The organism is Aliivibrio friggae, from assembly GCF_057368515.1.
Map to the genome: position 1 here is coordinate 1,401,524 of NZ_CM170648.1, position 20,484 is coordinate 1,422,007.

17 protein-coding genes and 1 pseudogene are annotated in these 20,484 nt (G+C 39.4%); 9 read left to right on the top strand and 9 right to left on the bottom strand.

Going from position 1 to position 20,484, the window contains the following annotated elements; translation table 11 throughout:
* Positions 1-105 precede the first annotated feature (105 nt).
* A complete protein-coding gene (locus AC2INI_RS06475) occupies positions 106-978 on the top strand; it encodes a DMT family transporter (RefSeq protein WP_122034868.1) in 873 nt (290 codons plus the stop codon).
* An 89-nt stretch (positions 979-1,067) separates the two neighbouring features.
* On the opposite strand, the gene AC2INI_RS06480 is transcribed toward AC2INI_RS06475, so the two are convergent.
* From AC2INI_RS06480 to AC2INI_RS06490, 3 genes are all read right to left on the bottom strand, one after another.
* Positions 1,068-2,240 (bottom strand): MalY/PatB family protein, encoded by a 1,173-nt coding sequence (locus tag AC2INI_RS06480; protein ID WP_486305640.1) that lies wholly within the window; start codon positions 2,238-2,240, stop codon positions 1,068-1,070.
* A 9-nt stretch (positions 2,241-2,249) separates the two neighbouring features.
* Positions 2,250-3,704, bottom strand: coding sequence for a Na+/H+ antiporter NhaC (gene nhaC / locus AC2INI_RS06485; RefSeq protein WP_486305641.1), 1,455 nt, complete (start codon positions 3,702-3,704; stop codon positions 2,250-2,252).
* A 136-nt stretch (positions 3,705-3,840) separates the two neighbouring features.
* Positions 3,841-4,863: a LacI family DNA-binding transcriptional regulator gene (locus tag AC2INI_RS06490; RefSeq protein ID WP_486305642.1), complete on the bottom strand. Its 1,023-nt coding sequence runs from the start codon at positions 4,861-4,863 to the stop codon at positions 3,841-3,843.
* A gap of 216 nt (positions 4,864-5,079) precedes the next feature.
* Here AC2INI_RS06490 and yciA point away from each other — a divergent pair, with 216 nt between their 5' ends.
* Positions 5,080-5,490, top strand: coding sequence for an acyl-CoA thioester hydrolase YciA (gene yciA, locus AC2INI_RS06495; RefSeq protein WP_486305643.1), 411 nt, complete (start codon positions 5,080-5,082; stop codon positions 5,488-5,490).
* A 114-nt stretch (positions 5,491-5,604) separates the two neighbouring features.
* Here yciA and AC2INI_RS06500 read toward each other — a convergent pair whose 3' ends face one another.
* Positions 5,605-6,057 (bottom strand): DUF417 family protein, encoded by a 453-nt coding sequence (locus AC2INI_RS06500; protein ID WP_486305644.1) that lies wholly within the window; start codon positions 6,055-6,057, stop codon positions 5,605-5,607.
* Positions 6,058-6,182: 125 nt separating this feature from the next.
* Between AC2INI_RS06500 and AC2INI_RS06505 the strand changes: the two genes are divergently transcribed.
* From AC2INI_RS06505 to AC2INI_RS06525, 5 genes are all read left to right on the top strand, one after another.
* Positions 6,183-6,743 carry a TetR family transcriptional regulator gene (locus tag AC2INI_RS06505; protein WP_486305645.1) on the top strand — a complete coding sequence of 187 codons (561 nt, stop codon included), beginning with the start codon at positions 6,183-6,185 and terminating at the stop codon, positions 6,741-6,743.
* Positions 6,744-6,776: 33 nt separating this feature from the next.
* Positions 6,777-7,157, top strand: coding sequence for a VOC family protein (locus AC2INI_RS06510; protein ID WP_122034854.1), 381 nt, complete (start codon positions 6,777-6,779; stop codon positions 7,155-7,157).
* Between the two features lie 172 nt (positions 7,158-7,329).
* Complete coding sequence (locus AC2INI_RS06515; protein ID WP_122034852.1) at positions 7,330-7,905, top strand: glutaredoxin family protein; 576 nt, start codon at positions 7,330-7,332, stop codon at positions 7,903-7,905.
* Positions 7,906-7,907: 2 nt separating this feature from the next.
* On the top strand, positions 7,908-8,594 hold the full coding sequence (locus tag AC2INI_RS06520) for a TVP38/TMEM64 family protein (protein WP_122034850.1): 687 nt from the start codon (positions 7,908-7,910) through the stop codon (positions 8,592-8,594).
* 150 nt (positions 8,595-8,744) lie between these two features.
* Entirely contained in the window at positions 8,745-10,181 is a 1,437-nt protein-coding gene (locus AC2INI_RS06525) for an amidohydrolase (RefSeq protein ID WP_486305646.1), read from the top strand.
* Between the two features lie 52 nt (positions 10,182-10,233).
* Here the strand turns inward: AC2INI_RS06525 and AC2INI_RS06530 are convergent.
* A pseudogene (locus AC2INI_RS06530) lies at positions 10,234-11,578 on the bottom strand (MATE family efflux transporter).
* A 493-nt stretch (positions 11,579-12,071) separates the two neighbouring features.
* On the opposite strand from AC2INI_RS06530, the gene AC2INI_RS06535 reads away from it, so the two are divergent.
* Positions 12,072-12,953: a sulfite exporter TauE/SafE family protein gene (locus tag AC2INI_RS06535; protein WP_122034843.1), complete on the top strand. Its 882-nt coding sequence runs from the start codon at positions 12,072-12,074 to the stop codon at positions 12,951-12,953.
* An 85-nt stretch (positions 12,954-13,038) separates the two neighbouring features.
* Positions 13,039-13,605, top strand: a complete 567-nt coding sequence (gene efpL / locus AC2INI_RS06540; RefSeq protein WP_122034841.1) for an elongation factor P-like protein EfpL — start codon at positions 13,039-13,041, stop codon at positions 13,603-13,605.
* A gap of 192 nt (positions 13,606-13,797) precedes the next feature.
* On the opposite strand, the gene AC2INI_RS06545 is transcribed toward efpL, so the two are convergent.
* The 4 genes from AC2INI_RS06545 to AC2INI_RS06560 all read right to left on the bottom strand — a co-directional run bounded on the left by AC2INI_RS06545 (position 13,798) and on the right by AC2INI_RS06560 (position 20,469).
* Positions 13,798-14,976 carry a threonine/serine exporter family protein gene (locus tag AC2INI_RS06545; protein ID WP_486305647.1) on the bottom strand — a complete coding sequence of 393 codons (1,179 nt, stop codon included), beginning with the start codon at positions 14,974-14,976 and terminating at the stop codon, positions 13,798-13,800.
* A gap of 86 nt (positions 14,977-15,062) precedes the next feature.
* Complete coding sequence (rsmF, locus tag AC2INI_RS06550; RefSeq protein WP_486305648.1) at positions 15,063-16,484, bottom strand: 16S rRNA (cytosine(1407)-C(5))-methyltransferase RsmF; 1,422 nt, start codon at positions 16,482-16,484, stop codon at positions 15,063-15,065.
* Positions 16,485-16,628: 144 nt separating this feature from the next.
* Positions 16,629-19,265: an MlaD family protein gene (locus AC2INI_RS06555; RefSeq protein WP_122034835.1), complete on the bottom strand. Its 2,637-nt coding sequence runs from the start codon at positions 19,263-19,265 to the stop codon at positions 16,629-16,631.
* A complete protein-coding gene (locus tag AC2INI_RS06560) occupies positions 19,243-20,469 on the bottom strand; it encodes a PqiA/YebS family transporter subunit (RefSeq protein WP_486305649.1) in 1,227 nt (408 codons plus the stop codon). The genes AC2INI_RS06555 and AC2INI_RS06560 overlap by 23 nt, the downstream gene beginning before the upstream one ends.
* Between the last annotated feature and the right edge of the window lie 15 nt (positions 20,470-20,484).

The window sequence follows — 20,484 nt, forward strand, 5'->3', positions numbered from 1 at the left end:
TTTTATTACGACTAAATGATAAATTAGTTTATAAATCTGTATGTCTCGCTTGATGCGTATTAAAATACCCACCATTTTCTGTCTTCATCACAATTAAGTGTCTTTATGCTAACTAAACTTCGTGCTGAGCCTGTTTTAATTATCACCACTCTTTTGGCTGGGGCTGGATGGGTTTTCTCAAAAGAGGCAATCCAAGAGCTACCTCCGTTTGCTTTTATTGGCATTCGTTTTGTTATGGCCTCACTGTGTTTATTGCCATTTTGTTTTAGTGCCTTGAAAAAAGCATTATGGCAAGATTGTCTTCGTTCTATGGGAGTTGGCGTATTACTTTCTTCAGCCTTATTTTGTTGGATACATGCAATATCAATCAGCGACACTTTAGGTGAAGGGGCATTTATTATGAGCCTCTCTATGCTATTTGTTCCTTTACTTGCTTGGCCACTGTTTGGTAATAGGCCTCCAAGAGCATTTTGGTTTGCGTTGCCAATTGCTATTTCTGGCCTGTTCTTATTAGCATGGAATGACGGGTGGAATGTATCGGCAAGTCAAATATGGTTTATCTGTGCAGCAATAGGTCTTGCGACACATTTTAATTTTAACAGTAAGTATTCGGCCAGTTTACCGACGATTTTATTAACGACATTACAACTATTTACGGTTGGTTGCTTGGGTGTCGTGTTATCACTTTTATTAGAAACATGGCCACAAGAGGTGAGCCTAATTACGTGGAAGTGGGTCGTATTAAGTGTGGTGCTTGCAACGAGTCTGCGCTATTTATTGCAAACGGTAGGGCAGAAATGGGTAACACCGACTAATGCAGCCATCCTAATGCTACTTGAGCCTATCTGGACAATGCTACTTAGTGTTTGGATATATGATGAATCAATGCCGTTAAATAAACTGGTTGGCTGTGGTTTATTGCTTCTGTCTTTGGTTTTCTATCGCTTTAGCCAAGTGAGGCATAATCTGCGTGGATAGTTTTTATTTGTAATTAATAGCTAAAAATATACCCGATGAAGTTCACCGGGTATTTTGTTTAAACTAACTTGTAAGTTATCTAAAGCCGATTAGTTACTTAGCGCTACTTTAATTCTCTGCATGGCTTGAACTAACACTTCACGAGGGCAACCTAGGTTTAAACGAATAAAGCCAGATCCTTCACTACCAAAAGCGATCCCCATGCTTGGGACTATTCCGGCTTCAACTAATTTCAGTTCTAATTCTTTATCTGTTAACCCAAGAGCACGACAATCTACCCATGCTAAATAGCCCGCTTCTGGGGTTGTAAAGTTCAGCTCTGGCAGCTCGGTTTGAATAAAGCGTGATAGGGTGCTTATATTCTCTTGTAAGTATGTTTTCAGTTCATTTAACCAAGGTGCTGAAGTTTGATAAGCGGCGGTTGCTGCACACATTGCTAAGCTATTATAAACATCCATACCATGAGCATCTAAACGGCGAACTAAACGTGTTTTTAATTCTTGATTTGGGATCATGAAATTGGAAATACGCACTGAAGATAAACCAAATGTTTTGCTTGCCGCGGTAGCTACAATCAGTTTTTGTTTCAGTGCATCTGGTAATGACAATGCTGAATGGTAAATGTTATCTCCCATTGCAAGATCGCCCCAGATCTCATCACTAAGCAGCCACACATCATATTGATGACATAGCTCTGCTACAGCGGTTATCTCTTCTTTTGACCATGCTTTACCAACAGGGTTGTGAGGGTTACAGAAGATCATCACTTTAGCGCCTTGCTGAAAACAAGATTCTAAGTGAACAAGATCGAGTGAGTAAGTTCCTTGCTGTTCAAGTAATGGGTTTTCAACTAATACTCGGTCATTAAATTCAACGATTTTACGAAACGAGCCATAACCCGGTGTTTGCATTACCACTTTATCATTGGTTTCAGTCAGCAATTGGATTGCCATTGAAAGCCCTGGTAATACGCCGTGTACTGTAGTTATCCACTCTTTTTCAATTTGAATGTGATGTTGCTCTTGATACCAAGTGATGATCGCTTGGTAATAGTCATCATTACGTTCTGCATAACCAAAAATGCCATGGTCAATGCGATTATGAAGCGCTTCTAATACGTGTGGTGGCGCTTGAAAGTCATAATCAGACACCCACATAGGTAGTCGGTCTGTACCATCTAATCCGAGTTTTTCTTTCATGAAATCCCATTTTAATGAGCCGGTGTTGCAACGGTTGTGAATGCAGTCAAAAGAAGTTGTCATGAGATAGCCTTATTTTACGTCAACTGGAGATAGAGAATCGTTGTCTTGAGTTACTGGCGCTTTTGCAATACCAAAGCCAGTGAAACCATAAATGATGGCGAAAATCACGCCGGTGTAACATTGAATTGCCCATGGAAGGTAATCAAGCGTTGCTACGCCTAGTGTGCTTGCCATGTAAATACCTGCTGCAGTCCAAGGAACTAATGGTTCGATAATGGTGCCAGCATCTTCAATCGTTCGAGATAGATTTTTTGTATCTAATCCCATTTTGCGATAAGCGTTTTGGAACAATTCACCTGGGATTAATAGGGCAAGTTTGCCATCAGAGGTTGTGAAGACCACTGTAATTGTAGCAATCACGGTTGATAGAATTAACTGACCAGTGCTGTGGATTAGATGTAAAAAGCGACCTAATACTACATTTAGAGCACCTGTTAGGCTTAAAATACCCGCGAAAGCGAAGGCACAAAATACAAGAAGAATGGTGCTCATCATAGAGAATAGGCCACCACGGTTAAGCAGTTTTGCAATGTCAGGAACTAAGCCGTCAGTAGTGTGGCCATTTGCGTTTAGCATATCGATATTAAAGCCATTAACAAACGCTTGCAGTGCTTGTTGTAGGCTGAAGCCTTGTAAAAATACACCGATAAGTAGGGCAAGAGCAGAAGCCGCAAGCATTAATGGAAGTACTGGTTTCTTAGTAAATGCACCCCATAAGATCATGATTGGTGGCACAATTAATAGAATATTAAGGTTATATAGGCTTTCTAATCCTGCAAGTATGTCGAGTACTTTTTGAGGTTCGCTTACATTTGCAACATCGCCGTATTGGCCAGCAAAGAAGAAGACAACAGAAGCAATAACAAATCCCGGTAGTGTTGTATAAAGCATGTGTTGGATGTGTTCATACAATGTGGTGCCAGAAACGATAGGTGCAAAGTTTGTTGAATCAGAAAGAGGAGAGATTTTATCACCAAAGTAAGCACCAGAAACCACCGCACCAGCGGCAGCTGCCATTGATACATCAAGACCTGCGGCTACGCCCATTAGAGCAACACCGACCGTACCTGCTGAGCCCCATGATGTACCTGTACACACAGAAACCACACTGGTAACAAAGAAAGCAGCGATCAAGATATATTGAGGACTAATAACTTTTAAACCCCAATACACCATGTAAGGAATGGTGCCACTGACCATCCAACTTGCGATTAGGCCACCAACCGATACTAAAATTAAGATAACCGGCATTGCTTTCGCCAGTTTCTCAACAATGGCGTTCATTATCTCATCCCAGTTGTATCCCATTTTATATGCAATAAAACCAGTGAAGGTTGCTGAAGTAAGTAGTAGTGCTTCAATTTGTAGACCAAATAGGCCATATCCAATTGCCAGTAAACCAAACATTACAGCGATAGGTGCTATTGCTAATGCAAAGGATGGAAGAGGCTTTGATTGTGTCATTTTGTATTCCTCGTAAACAGATGTAGGGTTGTTTTGTTTTTATGAGGTCATAATAAGAGTTCTATTAATTGGAATATGAGAGATAGGTAACGCACTCATGTAAGCGCTTACATGGGGTTGTTACCTAAGATGTTCATCACACTTTTAGGGCTTGCTTTGTTGAATAAGGTGCAACAGTCTGGCGCTGAACTAAGGTGGCATTAAAGCAATGTTTTTGTGGTGGAATATAACCTGTGTTTTTTATTTTTAATGCTAAATCAGCAGCATAGCTAGACATTTCATCAATAGGGTTGTGCATGGTGGTTAAGCGTGGATAGAGATATCGAGCCAATAAAACATCGTCAAACCCAATAATAGAAATATCGTCAGGTACGCGGATATTGTTTTCATGTAAATTTGCCATTAAACCTGCGGCCATTACATCGTTAAAGGTAACCACCGCGGTGATCTCAGGGCATTGAGATAATAATTGTTCACCTGCCAGTTCTCCGCCTTGTTCACTAAAGTTCTGATTTATTATCCAGTTAGGCTCAATGGTGATATTGGCTTCTTTCATCGCATCGCGATAACCGTTAAGTCGCTCTGTTCTGTCTTCAATAGGAAGATCACTGGTGACACAGGCGATCTTGCGATGACCTTGCTCAATTAAGTGAACCACCGATTCTTTAGCACCGGCTCTATTATCAATATAGACAGAGCGGTTGGATATTTGTGGAATGGTACGATTGAGCAATACCATAGAAGGTAATTGGGCACTGTATCTAAGTAGGGTGGCATCATCTAGCATCTTGGCGTGAACCACCATGGCTTCGCATCCTTGGCTGATCAAAAAATCCAACCCTTCTTTTTCTCGCTGTGCATCATGGCCTCCGCTTACCACGACTAATTGGCATTTATGCTTACGTGCCACTTCTTCTACGTGTTTGGCTATTAGGGCAAAGAAAGGATCTGCTAGGTTGCCGGTGAGTAGACCAAGGGTGTTATTTGTCTTTTTAGCTAAGGCGCTGGCTCTCGCATCTCGTTGGTAATTAAGTTCTCGAATGGCGCTTTGTACTCGCTCAAGAGTCACAGGCTCAACATAAGCCGAGTTATTGATAACACGAGATACAGTAGCGGTCGATACGCCAGCTAACTTTGCTACGTCACTGATTGTCGCCATGATTGCAACTCAAGGTGATTAAAATGGAACAGGAGTGTAGCGCGGGTTTTTCGGTAAAGATGTTAGGATCATCAAATTATGCGTCTTTGCTAAGCGCTATTGAATGAGCATCGTATTGTTTGTTTTATAAAAAGACGTGAGATTGAAGCCAATAGCCCTGACGATAAGCTCTATGTGTGATATGGTTCACAGAATTATTTTATATGGGGAATCATTTTGAGAACTGAATTAAATACTGGTCAAGCACCTAAAGGACAGCTTCTTCTTCGAACTCTTTCTATGCCAGCAGATACTAATGCTAATGGTGATATTTTTGGTGGCTGGATTATGTCTCAGCTTGATTTAGCTGGTGCAATTTTAGCACAAGAAATATCAGGTGGGCGTATTGTGACAGTGTCAGTGTCTAGCATTACATTTAAAAAGCCAGTAAGTGTTGGTGATGTGGTTTGTTGCTATGGTGAATGTACCAAAATTGGACGAACGTCTATGTCGATTGATTTAGAGGTGTGGGTTAAACCAATTAAAGAAGACGAAGTTAGTCATCGTTTTCAAGTCTGTGAAGCAACATTTAACTATGTAGCAATTGATTCAAGCGGTAAACCAAGAGCAATTCCTAAGCATTCATAAATATATATGATTGGATTGGTATTAAGTAGAGCTTACTCAGTTTTATTGTGATCTCTGTTTAACATCAAAAATAATAGCCTGCTTAATGAGAATTGAGCAGGCTGTTTTTATTTATTATGCGTGTTTTTTATTATGTTCAATCACCAGTAGTGATACAGAGATAAACACAATGTCTTTAAGTAAAAAGAAGTTGGTTGTTAATACACCATCAACGACTTTCCATGTATTCGGTGTTGTTGCTAAAAAGCTAAGTGTCGCAATAAATGTGAGTAAGGCAAGGATCCCTGAATAGTAACCAATTTTAGGGTTAAAAAAGCCTGCGATAAGTCCTATTGCAATCGCAATTTCAGTCAATCCAATGATATTCGATACCATTTGTACTGACATAAATCCGTATATCCAGCCCATTAAAGGGTGGTTTGCAACTAATGGCTCGATAGCTGCTGCTTCTGTTGGGGTAAATTTAAAAATACCTATCCAAAGTAGGGTAAGTACGACACCAAAGACACCAATTTTATAACCTAATGACGTTTCTGCTGAGATGGCTTTACAAGTTTGAGTATTCATTTTTATCTCCTGATAATTAAACTAAACTGTTTAGTTTAATTTAGCGTTTATTTTGATACTGTCAATCAATTTTTGAACTAAACGGTTTATTTTGCTAAAATTACAGCATTAATGGAGAGTGATGTATGAAAGAAGAAAAAAGAGTAAACGCACTTAAAAAGACAATAGAACTGTGCGCAATACATGGTTTTCATGGTACGAGCATGGATAAAATCACCGCTGCGACAGGGTTATCTAAAGCGACCATTTATAAGTATTTTCAGTCTAAAGAGAATTTAATTGCTAACGCATTAGAGTTGTTTAGTCAACAGTCTCTTTCTCACGTTCAAGCTTTGTTTGAAAATACAGATCTAACATTAGAAGAAAAAATAGCGCTCCGCTTTGAAGGTCTTGCAGGGTGTATTGATATCGAATCATTTAATGGCTGTTATTTTCAACTAGCGTACAGTGAATACAGCAGTGAAGACCAAGGCATTACTGAGGTAAGCGCGCAGTATAAACAACGGACTCAAGAGCTATTGATTGAGCTGTTTAAAAGGCACGATATTGAAGATGCAGAGCTAAAAGCCAAAAAAGCAGGGCTAGTTTATAACGGGTTGTTGGCATCGTTACAGCTAACAAAAGATGCAGAGCTTATCGAATTAGCTCATCAAATGTTTTTAGGTATTATCTCTAAATCTGAATAGTGTTTTACGCTTTTGTTTCATAGGGAATGAATCATGAGAGTTATGCGTGTAGATCATCTTGTATTAACCGTTAAAAATATTGAAGTAACGAGCCAATTTTATTCAAAGGTGCTCGGAATGGATATTGTCACCTTTGGTGAGGGCAGGGTCGCCCTTACTTTTGGTGAGCAAAAGATAAACCTTCATCAATTAGGAAATGAGTTTGAACCCAAGGCGGCACAGGTTCAAAGCGGCAGTGCTGATCTCTGCTTTATCACTCATACGCCCATTAATGAAGTTCAAAGCCATATTGAGTCACAAGGCGTGGCTATCATTGATGGTCCAATTCAACGAACAGGAGCGCTAGGCAAGATAATCTCAGTCTATTTACGAGATCCTGACGGTAATTTAATTGAACTCTCTAATTATTTGTAACTCTTATTAAAATAAGAAGCGTTCCTTACAGCGCAATATTTTTCTTAGCATATACTTATATATTGCAACATAAATAAATCATAAAGGTTGACTTAAATTGAAATTCAACTAAATTAAACTAAACGGTTCAGTTTAATTTTAATAAGTCAGTTTGCTGATAGGGGAAGTCACAATGAAACCAATAAAAATCACATTATATCGCTGGGCAGGCAGTTGGGGCCCGTTCAAAGTAAACATCCCTTGTGGGGAATGCACTTTAACTAAAGACATTCTTCAAGATACTTTTGAGACAGAGCTTGCTGGCATTCCTATTGAGCTTGAGGTTAAAGATTGGTTATCCCACTGGTGGGAGCCTTTAAAGCTCAAAGCATGGCACGCGCCAATTATTATTGTTGAAGATAAAGTGATCAGCGAAGGGGAAGCCTTAAATCGTGGGGTTCTTGTTCAGGCTGTTATTGCTCAAGTGGCCAAGCGTGATGATATAAAAGGAAATGTTGTATTTGGTAAAGCAACGTGCCCATTTTGTATAAAAGCTAAAGCCGCACTTGATGCCGCTGGCGTTGAGTATACTTATCATGATGTGGTCAAAGACAGTGCTGCACTATATAGAATGATCCCAGAAGTAAAAGCAATTATTGGTGAGAAAACGCCAGTAACTGTACCTCAGATCTGGATAGATGGTAAGTATGTTGGTGGTTTTGATAATTTGACTAAAACAATGAATACTGACGTGAAAGCAGGGAGTTAATTATGAATAAAAAACTGATCTTATTAGCGGTTTTACTGGTTTCATTTTCTGTCGTGTATTTTAATTTTGGGCACCTTCTGACGCTTGAACAAATTAAAGGCTTTCATCAGTCACTCCAAAGCGACATTCAAGAAAACCTGTTCTTTTATAGTGGGGCTTATTTTGCTGCTTATGTGGTGGTTACTGCCTTATCTATTCCAGGTGCTGCGGTAGTCACCTTACTAGGTGCTGCGTTGTTTGGTTTTTGGTGGAGCCTCTTACTCGTTTCTTTCGCGAGTAGTATTGGGGCAACGATTGCATTTCTAAGTAGCCGCTACCTATTAAGAGAGTGGGTAGACAGTAAGTTTAAAGATAAGCTGGTTCCTATTAATCAAGGTGTAGAAAAGGATGGCGCGTTTTATCTGCTGACATTACGATTGATCCCTGTATTTCCATTCTTCTTAATTAATCTATTAATGGGATTAACCAAAATATCGGTAGGTCGTTTTTATTTATTTAGTCAGCTAGGTATGCTTCCCGGGACGATGGTCTATCTAAACGCAGGTACGCAATTGTCAGAAATAACCTCGCTGTCAGGATTAATTTCACCACAAATTTTAGGTTCTCTAGCCTTACTTGGCTTATTCCCAATAATGATTAAATTTGTGATGGCTCAAATTCAAAAGCGCCGTTCTCAAGTAAAAGAGTAGTAAATAGAGAGACCTATCCCACAATATTATTGTTTGATAGGAAGAATCGTCTCGTAATCATTATATTTATCAATTAAATTAACCAAAGAAAGAAGCATTTTCCCCAATGCTTCTTTTTTTTATCTATGGGGGCATGATTAAGGTTTAGGAATGAAGCTTAAAAGCTTGGTATTGAGTATTAGCGCCGTATTGTTATCTGGCTGTGGAACGATGATGAAGCAGCAAGAATATAATGCAGATTTGATCATTAATAACGGACAAGTGTTAACCGTAAATGCCGATATGCAAGTGATTGATGATGGTGTCGTGGTGGTTAAAAACGATAAAATTATTGCAGTAGGTGATGCGACATTACTGGAACAATATTATGCGCCAAAAAATATTGATGCGAATGACGGTATTGTAATGCCGGGAATGATTAACGCTCACAACCACCTTCCTATGATTGCATTTCGTGGTTTAGGCGAAGAAGGCATTTCTAATCGATTATTTGCCTATTTCTTTCCATTAGAAGCGCAAAAGTTAAGTCGTGAACTAATTTATAATGCCACTAAGCTCGGCGCTATCGATTTAGCGCAAAGCGGTGTTACCACTTATGCCGATATGTATTACCACATGGATGAAATGGCTAAAGCAACCAAAGAAGTTGGATTAAGAGCCGTACTTGGTGAAACCGTTATTAAATTCCCAGTGGTGGATGCAAAACAACCGTACGGTGGTATTCAATATGCCAAGTCATTTATTGAAGAATATCAAAATGATCCATTAATCACGCCAGCTTATGCGCCTCATGCTGTGTACACGGTAAGTAAAGAAAAGCTTCAAGAGATTAATCAGCTTTCAGAAGAGTATGATGTGCCGGTTTTAATCCATGTGGCTGAATTTCCAAATGAAGAGACAAGAATTAAAGATCCAACCAAAGCTACCTCTCCAGTTGAATATCTAGATGAGATTGGTGTACTTGATAAGCGCATGGTGATTGCTCATGGCATTCATTTATCTCAACATGATCAAGAGCTATTAAAACAAGCAGGTGCCGGTGTGGTTTACAACCCAATGGCGAATGCGAAAGGTGCAACAGGTATTGCTCCTGCTTGGGATATGTTTCGTGCCGATATGCGAATTGGTTTAGGCACTGATGGGCCGATGAGCTCAAACCAAGTGGATTTATGGCGAACCTTAAGTTATGCCGCAAATATGCAGCGTTTAAAGCACTCAGATAGAACCATTATGATCCCAGAGCAAGTGATTGAGATGGCTACCATTGGTGGTGCAAAAGCATTGCACATGGAAGATGAAATTGGTTCTTTAGAAGTTGGAAAGAAAGCAGACATCATTATTATTGAGACTCAATCAGCGAATATGATGCCAAGTTATGATCCATACGCGACATTGGTTTATCAAGCCAATCCAAGTAATGTAGATACAACGATTGTAAATGGCAAAGTGGTCATGGAACAGCGTCAGATGCAGACTGTTCAATTGGATGAAATTCGACAAAGTGTTGAAGCGTTTGAATCAGATATCGCTGATTTTGCCAAAGAGTTGTCTAAAAAAGCGATAAAATCAAAAAGTTTAATGGATTAGTTTTACGATATTAATAGCATGGGCAGAGATATTCATCTTTGCCCATTTTTATTTAGATCAGATTAAATTTGGTCCATACTTTCGATCGCCAACGGCGAACCATAATTATTCCTTGAACCCATTCATCTGCAGCTAATGCAAGCCATGCGCCTAGTACACCAAATCCAAAATGAACGCCAAGTAGGTAGGTTAGGCTAACTGCCACTCCCAACATGCTCAGTATCCCTAATTGAACTGGAAACTTAATATCTCCTGCGCCTTTTAGTGCGGATATGAAGACAAGATTAAAGACTCGGCCTGCTTCCACCAAGATAGAACCTGCAATTAAACCAGCGGTTAAGGCTATGACTTCTGGATCTTGCGTAAATAGGTCGAGCAATTCATAGCGAAAGAAAAAGACAATACAAGTAAGGGCAACAGACACGGCAAAAGAGACTAAAAAGTAGAGTTGAACTCGTGTCAGGATTTGCTCAATCCATTTTTTTCCAACGTAATAGCTGGTTTGTATTTGGCTTGCTTGCCCAACCGCTAATGCGAAAGCAAAAGAGACTCGAGCAATATTTTGAGCGTAGGTAAAAGCGGTCAGTGAAGCGGTGCCCATTCTAACCACTAGATAAACAATGACCATCTGTGACAAGTTATAAGAAAGCATTTCACCTGCATTCATCACTCCAATTTTCATGATCTTTTGATAGGTTGCTTTCGGTATTTTCTTAAAGTTCATCATTGGCAGTGCAATGTGTTTTCTATGGATCATTATCCATAAAATAATGGTATTAATCACTTGGCTAACTGCGGTAGCAATGGCCACTCCTTGCACACCATAAACGGGTAACCCAAAAGGTTGGTATAAGGCGCAGTAGTTACCAATAATATTAAGCCCACCAGTGAGAAGGTTTACTAACATTGGTGTTCGAGAATATCCATTACTGCGTAATATGGTAGAGAAGACAATACCAAGGGTTACCGTTAAAGTGAAAGAGCCAGTAATGATCAAATAATCGTAGGCAAAAGTTGCAACGTCACTTTCTAGTCCATACATGATGACAATAGGATTCGCGGAAAAAAAAGGCGAACAAACTGAGGCAAAGTCCTAATATCCCACCAAGTACAACGCTGGCTACCGCCACATCGGTTGATTGCAGTGGTCGTCCGGAGCCATTATATTGACCAATAAGAATGCCAGTACCTGTACTTACCATCATCGAAATGATCATTAAAAAGAAAATGATCTGAGAGATAACTCCAATAGCCGATACTGCCAAATCAGAATAGCCACTCAACATGAATACATCACTGGTACTAATAGCAGTACGCAGTAAAATTTCCACTAGGATCGGCCACGCTAATGTCGTGATCTGCATTCGGCGTTCAATAGGATTGCTTTTATCAAGCATAGTTTGTCCTTAAAAAAGGGAAGAGTGGATGCTCTTCACCATACAGCTTAGGAAGGAGGTTTAAAGGTGCCTACTTTGAAGAAGTTCACTCTCACAATCTGGGAGCTAGAACTCGTTTTTGGATAGTATACTAATTTAAGTAACTATCGATAAAAATAGTGAAGAGAGTTAGCATCAAATTATAGAAATATTTGTTTTTTAGCATTAGCTATTTTTATTTATTAAATTAACCAACAAAAACATCATTATTTTGCAAAGAAATTGATTAAATTACTTTAAAAGTAACGGTAAAAAAACATAAGTATGGAATGTGTAAAGTTGATATTTATTTAATAGCTTAAATCAATCAATTTCACCGTAATTAAATGTAAAAGAGATGGAATTATTGTTATCTATTAAATAGGCTAACCCTTTAGTGCATAAGGGATGCTCTGGTTTTTATCATTAATCTGAATTACTATTCTCGGCATTATTTCAGCGATGTGATGTATTAATGACTGTTTTATTACTTTTACAAATAGGTCTTGTTATTGGAGGCCTAACATTTCTTTTTATGCTTGTCTCATTATGGTTAAAGAAGAAGGCCTCAGAAAAAGACACTAATATATGGGCGATTGGCCTTATTGGTGGGTTTGCAAATTTTTGTGACACTCTTGGCGTGGGAAGTTTTGCTATTAAAACCGCTGGATATAAGCAGTTTAATTTAATAGATGACAAAGTATTACCGGGAACCTTGAACGCTCAAGCAACCATGGCGACTGTGTTTCAAGCCTTAATTTTCCTTACTGCGGTTAATGTGGACTTAACGACATTGCTTAGTTTAATTATTGCGGCGTGTGCTGGTGCGACAGTTGGAGCGCGCTTAGTATCAAATTTTGACCGTCAGTTGATCCGTTTGATCATGGCTGGTGCCTTGTTGATTGTTGCGTTTCTTATGTTTGCTGGTCGTTTAGATTTATTTCCATTAGGTGGTGAAGCGTTGGGATTAAGTGGTGAGAAATTGGTTATCGGTATCGTTGGGAACTTTATTTTTGGCGCATTAATGACAGTAGGGATTGGCTTATACGCACCGTGTATGACGATGATTTACTTATTAGGAATGAATCCATTAGCAGCATTTCCCATTATGATGTGCTCATGTGCTTTTTTATGTTTCTTCTCTGCCGGTGGTTTTATTAAGCAGAAAGCCGTAAATTCAAGAGCCTCTTTAGTGGTGGCGATTACCGGTCCTATTGGCGTGTTAATTGCGGCATTTATTGTTAAATCGCTTGATGTGGATATGCTTGCTTGGTTAGTCGCCTTTGTGGTTCTTTATACGTCAATTATGATGTTGCGTTCATGGCAGCAAGGCCGAGTGATAAATAAAGCGCTATAAAATGCGAGTTTCTATCACATAATTATTGGAGATATAAAAAGTTCATGGTATTTTTCACTCACCAATTATTTATGGATTTTTTATCATGCCAAAGGCAAGTGACATTAAAAAAGGTTCAGCAATTGAACACAACGGTAAAGTGTTTTTCGTTAAAGAAATCAGTAAGCTAACACCAAGTGGTCGTGCTGGTGCAACGTTATTCCGCATGCGTATGTATGATGTTGCAACTGGTTCAAAAGCAGATGAGAGCTTTAAAGCAGATGATATTATCACTTTAGCTGATTTTAGCCGTCGTAGTGCAACTTTCTCTTATGTTGATGGTAATGAGTATGTATTCATGGATGCAGAAGATTACACGCCATACAACTTTAACAAAGAAGCTATCGAAGAAGAGTTACTTTTCATCTCTGAAGAAACTCAAGGTCTACAAATTTTAATCGTTGATGGTGCGCCAGTTGCGATTGAATTACCTTCAGCTGTTGATTTAGTTATTGTTGATACAGCGCCTTCAATTAAAGGCGCTTCTGCAAGTGCTCGTACTAAACCAGCGACAATGACAACTGGTTTAACTGTACAGGTTCCAGAGTACATTGCTAATGGCGAGAAAGTGAAAATCAACACGACTGAACACAAGTTCATGAGCCGTGCTTAATCGCTTTAAACAGCATGTTTTACACTGCTAAAATTAAAGAAAAGGCCAGTTATTATTTAATATCTGGCCTTTTTATTATCGTTAATTTTTTCTTGTAGAATAAAAACTTCTCGAAAAAATTGCCTTGTTCTCAAGCCTTTTTTCTTCGCTATTTTGGGTTACTTATTGTGGTCGGTATTACAAGAGCTTAAATTATAAATCTCGCTCGATTTTGGGTGAGTAAATTGAATAAGCGGTAATTTGCCCTGCAACAATAGCAGAGAACATAAACAGAGCGGATAATCCAATACTAGGAATAGGAAGTATGGATTGCTCAAACACACTTTGGCTTGCACTCACTAAGACACGACTTCCCGGAACAAGAATAATGATCCCTTGTACGATGAATATAATCCCAGTTAGGTTTAACCGCCTAGCAATCCAAGTTCCATAAAGTGTGATTAATACGGTTGTAACCCATGTACCGACAACCCAGCCACCATCAAAGCCAAGATAAAATGGTCCCCACATGCCTAATACCGCTACAGGTAAACTATAAACTGTATCAATAGGCCGGGCTTTAAACATTACGCCTAATGAGAATGAAATAATCGGTAAACCTAGTATTTGTAGCCATATTGGGAATTCGTTTTGATAATCAATAGATTCGGCTGTGCCAAAAATAGCTTCGCCAATGTGTAAACCAATAATGATCCCAATAAGAAGTTTTATTAAAGTGAGAAAGCACTGGCCAAGTAAGCTGGTACCAGAGACGAGATCATTAAAAGCCAAACACTCTAGAGCATTTGAGATGGAGAGTCCGGGAACAAAAAGAACCACGGCGGCGATACAAAGCCCAAGAATGGGAATTGGGACACCAAGGCTAGCAATAAACGCAACAGTAAAGGCAACAATTAAGGCGCCAAAAAACTCAACAGCAATACTACGACGTTTACTACAAAAAACTTGAGACAACCAGACTAAAAAACCAAGTAAAAAGCTGACACATAAAGCTTCGTATGTTGATCCAACCAACATAAGAAAGGCTGGGGGAATACAAGTATTAGCTAAAGCAATAGCCCATGAAGGGTAAGAGATCCCTTCGGCTGGAGCTAGTGGGACAGGGGTTAATGGTTGCTGTAATTGAATGATGGTATTTGCGAGTAAACCCAAATCAATACTTGCGGGTTTATGACGTTTCATGATGACGGCGTTATTGTCATCAGGAAATTGATAGTTAATTGAAGTTGGTGTTGCTTGGATCATACAATTAACGCCATATTTATTGGCGTAAAAGGTAGTGTAACGTTCTACTTTATAGGGAGCACAGCCACAACGATGTAGAGTATCCCCGATATCAACAATTCTATTTATTCTATACTGTGAAGGCATGTCCATGTTCCCAATTCAGTTGTATATAACCCACCGTACAGTTTATCTTAAGTCCTTAAACAGTACGATGGGCATAAGTTGGTTAACTAGAATAAATTACCATCTCTAACTAATTCTCTAGGAAGTCCATTTTTAATTCGGTTTCCTACCCATTTGCCTAATCCAATGACGGCGCCAGAGTAAGTTACGATCGTTTCCCCTTTACCTACTGATTCAGGGCGAACGTCACGGCCCATATACCATTCACGAGCTTCTTCTATTGTTAATTCCGTAGCAGTAGGATTACTTGCTGTCGCTAATGCCATGATAGCTTCATGTTGCCAGCGATAGCCTTTCTTATGAGTTTCTGCCAGTTTAAAACCAATGCGGTGGTAACGCATTTCACCAATTAATGGTTTCATTCGTTTTGGAAAAGCCCATACCTCTTTGTCTCGGATCCATAGCTCATTTGCTTCTGGAATAGTCAGCGCTAGGGTTGATTGTAATTCTGCTTCAATATCTTTGGCTTCTTTACTTGATGCCGCCACAAATGGGAATTTACCTAAGCGTTTTTTCACTTCAGGAGGTGTCGTTGCTGAATTTTTACGAATCTTTGCGACGAAGAATCCTTCGCTATCAAAGATCTGTGGGTAAATGTGTAAGAAGCCTTCTTGTGTTAATGCTTTTTCGGCATTCTCAAAAAGATCACCTAATGGTTCAAACGTGACCGCGTCACCAAACTGTTCGACTAAGTGATGGCAAATATTCTGGTTTTCTTGATGATTCAATGTACAAGTTGAGTAGACCATTAGACCACCCGGTTTAAGGGCGTGAAAGGCACTCTCAATCAGGTCACGTTGAGTATCACCAATCTCGATGACTGATTCAGGACTCCAATTGTGCATGGCGTCTGGATCTTTACGAATCGTTCCTTCACCAGAACAAGGTGCATCTAATAAAATAGAATCAAAGGTTTCTGGTAACCAACCGCCGAAAACGCGACCATCAAAATGAGTCAGAGCTACGTTACTTACACCACAACGTTGTACGTTAGAGCATAATACTTTTACACGGCTTGATGAAAACTCATTGGCAACTAATGCTCCTTGATTTTTCATACCAGCAGCAAGTTGTGTGGTTTTAGATCCAGGCGCAGAGGCCATATCTAAAGCCATCTCAATACTATCATTGTCTTTTAATAATGCTGTTACTGGCATCATAGAACTGGCTTCTTGGATATAGAATAATCCAGACATGTGTTCGGCAGTGCTGCCTAATTTTACTGTGTCTGCTTCTGGTCTTGTGATCCAAAATCCAGTATCACACCAAGGCACAGGCTCTAGTAGCCATTGCTTTTCATCGGCACGTTGTTTGAATTCTTCTACGCTGTTTTTTAATGTATTAACGCGAATGCTACGGCGTAAAGGGCGCTTACAAGCGGCAACAAAGTCTTCCATTGAAAGGTGGGAAGGCATGGTTTCTTGCACTTGTGTTAGGAAGGCTTCAGGTAGAAAAATATTATCGTGCACGGATGAATCTCATAGGATGATGTTATGGCAGGGAGTGTAAACGCAATTAGTGCTGTTGTCTAAATGGAATCTGTAGTTATAGGGAAAATTAAGGACTTAAATTAAAAAAGACAGCCAATGTGTAGATTGACTGCCTGAATTTGATTATTTGTTTGGATTAGGAATGGCTGCATTCCACAATGGCCAATCTTCTTCTGCTGTTTTATACAGTAGGTACGATTTATTTTCTTTTGCTTGTGGTTGCAACTCTTCATCATCGGGAGTGGAGAAGGCAATGCCGCCACGTAAGATACTATCTACAGTACCCGCTTGAACTTTTGCTCCACTTAATCCAATAGACATATTCACTCCTGATACATTCCAAAACACTGTATTTTGGCGCACAAGATAACTGAAATCTGGATTGACACCGATAGTGAAAATAACACGGTCAGATAAATCGCCTAATCGAACATCGGTTACTTCGCCAACTTCCATTTCTCTAAATAGGATAGGGGTTCCGACTTTGACTGAACCTCGAGTGATGGACTCAAGAGTATAAGTCGCTAATGTGTCACCTTGAGATTGGTCAGTGAGTAAAAATTGAGTTTTTGTTTTTCCCTTTCCTGGAGTTACTTGAATGTAGCTACCTAATAAGGTATCAAGATTTTCAGCACCAGATAGGCTAATACTTGGTTTTACGACCCAGAAGTGACTGCCTGAAATAGCAATTTGGTTCACATATTCAGGGTAAATACGAGCCTGTATATAAACATTACTCTGCTTAAAGTTTGGTGATACTTTACTGACTTCACCGACAGAGACACCTTTATATTTAATCAGTGTTCCTTTAGAGATTGAATTACTGTCTTTCGCTGTAAAGGCAATGATTCGGCCAAACTCTTGAGCTTCAGATAGGTTTGAGTAGAGCTTCCACTTTTTACCTAATTTGTTTTCTACGCCTTGCATATTATCAAAGCCAATACCACCACGGATCATCGACATCAGTGGAGCAGCTTGAATATTCACACCACTCAAACTTGCTTCAACATTTACACCAGAGTAATTCCAAAAAACAGTGTTATCTTTAATTAGATGAGCGTATTGCTTTTCAATATTGATTTTAATATTTACGCCATCATTACCCAAATCAAAATCGGTGACTTTACCCACAACGAGGTTGCGATAAAGGATAGGGCTGTTTTTAGTAATAGGCGGTAATTCAGAGCTAAACAGAGTCAGTTCAGTACTTTTTTCTGTTTTGAATTGCGCTAATTCAGCTAATGAATTGTTTTTAAATAAAGTGTAACTCTTTTGTTTGTAGCCTTTGCCTTCACTAGTAAAGCTTATAGAGCCAGAGATCAGTGCCTGAGTTGGTGGAATATCAATATTTACACCAGAGTCAGTTAACTCAGCAGATACACTGCCAGAGACAAAGAATTTATTGTTTGATTTGATTAGATGCTTATATTTTTCAAGGATCATGACATCAAATTTAACTCTGTCATTAACCAATGCCACATGAGTCACTGAACCTACTTTTATGCCTTTATATGAGATTGCAGTATCTGGTGTTAAGCCAAAAGAGCGGTCTGCGTATAATGAAAAGGTGAGTGCTTTTGCATCCTGTTTAATCAGTTCTTGTTTTCGAATGGCTGTAAATGCACGTGATTTATCACCGCTACCTGGGATTAAGGTAAGGAAGTTGCCACGAACGAGATTACCAATGTTTTCAACGCCGGATAAGCCCAGCTTTGCTTCTTCTAATACAAAGCGAGATCCATCATTTAAGTAATCTGTGAATGCAGGCTCAACCGTTGCAGAAGCAATGATGTCTTTTTTATCATCAGACAGCTTTAAACTGTTTATTTGGCCTATTTCAAGGCCACGATACATAATGGCTGATCCATTAGGGCTGATTTGATTATTGTCAGGCAGAGTGATCTTGATTGAAATACCGCGACCAGCCGTTTTGATATTACTGTATAGACGGAACTCTTTGCCGTTTTCTATCTCGGCACCATCATCGGGTGAGTCCACCGCAATAGCGCCGCCAATTAATGCTGACAAACTTTCAAGTTGAACATCTACGCCATTAAAGCCAACGCTTGCGCCAATGCCACTGGCATTCCAGAAACGACTTTTTGATGTAATTAAATGCGAATATTCTTCTTGGATAAGCACTTTAATTCTAACGTTATCGCTTTTATGATCGAGTTTAAAGTTATAGACTTCCCCAATAGGGATTTTTTTATAATAGATTTTTGAACCAACAGAAATTGAACCTAAATCCTTAGAGCGAAGAGTTACGCTTAAACCAGTGGAATCAGGTTGAATTGCAGGTGAGTTTGCCAATGCGGTGAATTTAGTTTTTGCTTCACCAGTTCCCGGTAAAATTGCAATATAGTTACCAGAAACTAAAGCATCTAATCCTGAGATACCTGTTAATGATGCTTGCGGTTTAACCAACCAAAATTGAGTGTTATCTTTTAAAAGATCGGCAGCTTCGGGATAAATATCAGCATCAACGTAAATATTAGAGAGATCTTTAGATAAGGTGATGTTTTTAACCATACCCACTTCAAGACCCTGATAACGAATAGTTGTTCGGCCTGCTATTAGTCCTTGCGCGTCATCAAAATAGATTTGAACACGTTGACCCGCTTCAATAATGGCAGAATAGACTAGCCATCCCCCAAGACAGAGAGCAAGTAGAGGCAGTATCCACAATGGTGAGATACCGCGTTCATTTTTGATGTTTACTTGTTCAACAGTAGAATCAAGATTTTTCGGTTCGTTCATAATTATCCCAAATCAGACGAGAATCAAAACTTTCAGCGGCCAGCATGGTGAATACCACAACTAGTCCGAAGGCAACGGCACCAAGGCCTGGGGTAAAATCTAAAATTTGTCCGCGATCAATCAATGTCATCATAATAGAAATTACGAATAAATCCATGACTGACCATTTACCAATCCATTTTACTGCCACATAAATAGACATTCGTTGGCGGTGAAATATGCTGCGTTTGAATTGAACACATAATAGTAGGTAGCCAAGACCTAAGATCTTAGCAACAGGAACCACAATACTGGCAACAAATATAATAATGGCAATACCGTACATATCGGTTCTAATTAATCCGGCAACCCCAGAGAAAATCGTGTCTTCTAATCTCTTTCCATTAGTTAATAAAATAGAAATGGAAAGAATGTTGGCTGGAATAATAAAAATGGCTGCCGTGATCAGGTAAGTCCATGTTTTTTGGATAGAGTTTGGTTTTCGCGCGTGAATAGGGCGAGAGCAGCGAATACAATGGCTGCCTTTTTGTTGAGTAAAGTGACAATGCCCACAATGAACAGAATGCTCAGGTTCAATAATCGGAGCTTCGATTTCTTTTTGATGTTTTCGTTGCCAAGCGCGCCAATAACGTCTTGCACTTACGTGTGTAAGCAGTAAAGAGGTAACGAATTGAAGTAAGAGTAATCCATAGAGTCCTGAACCGACAAAGATATCGGCATGATCTTGAATTTTAAAGCAGGCAATAGCCAAGCTTACTAAGAATACATCTAGCATCATCCAATCTTTTAAGTGCTGAACAGTCGAAATGCTACTTCTAAATAACTTAAACAGTTTTAATCGTAATGCGATGTGTGCGGTGACAACAGATCCACAAACAAGAAAAGGAACGATTGAGCTGCAAAATAAGATAAGTAACCCAAGCATAGGGAACCCTTCACCCATTAAGGTAATTGTACCTGAAGGGAGAGTTGCAGGGATCATCACACCAAACAATTGAATGGTAACTAAAGGAAAAAAATGTGACGGGATAAAAAGTAACAAAGCAGCAATAGCGATGGCTAAATCGCTATTTAATGAGATTCGATTACCACGGTACAGTTGTGTATTGCAGCGAGGGCAGTGCGCGTTTTGCTTTTTATCTACCTTCGCTACTTTAACAACGAGATCACAGCCGTGGCAGCGACGAAATTTAGCGTCTTCCACGGTTGTTGTCCAATT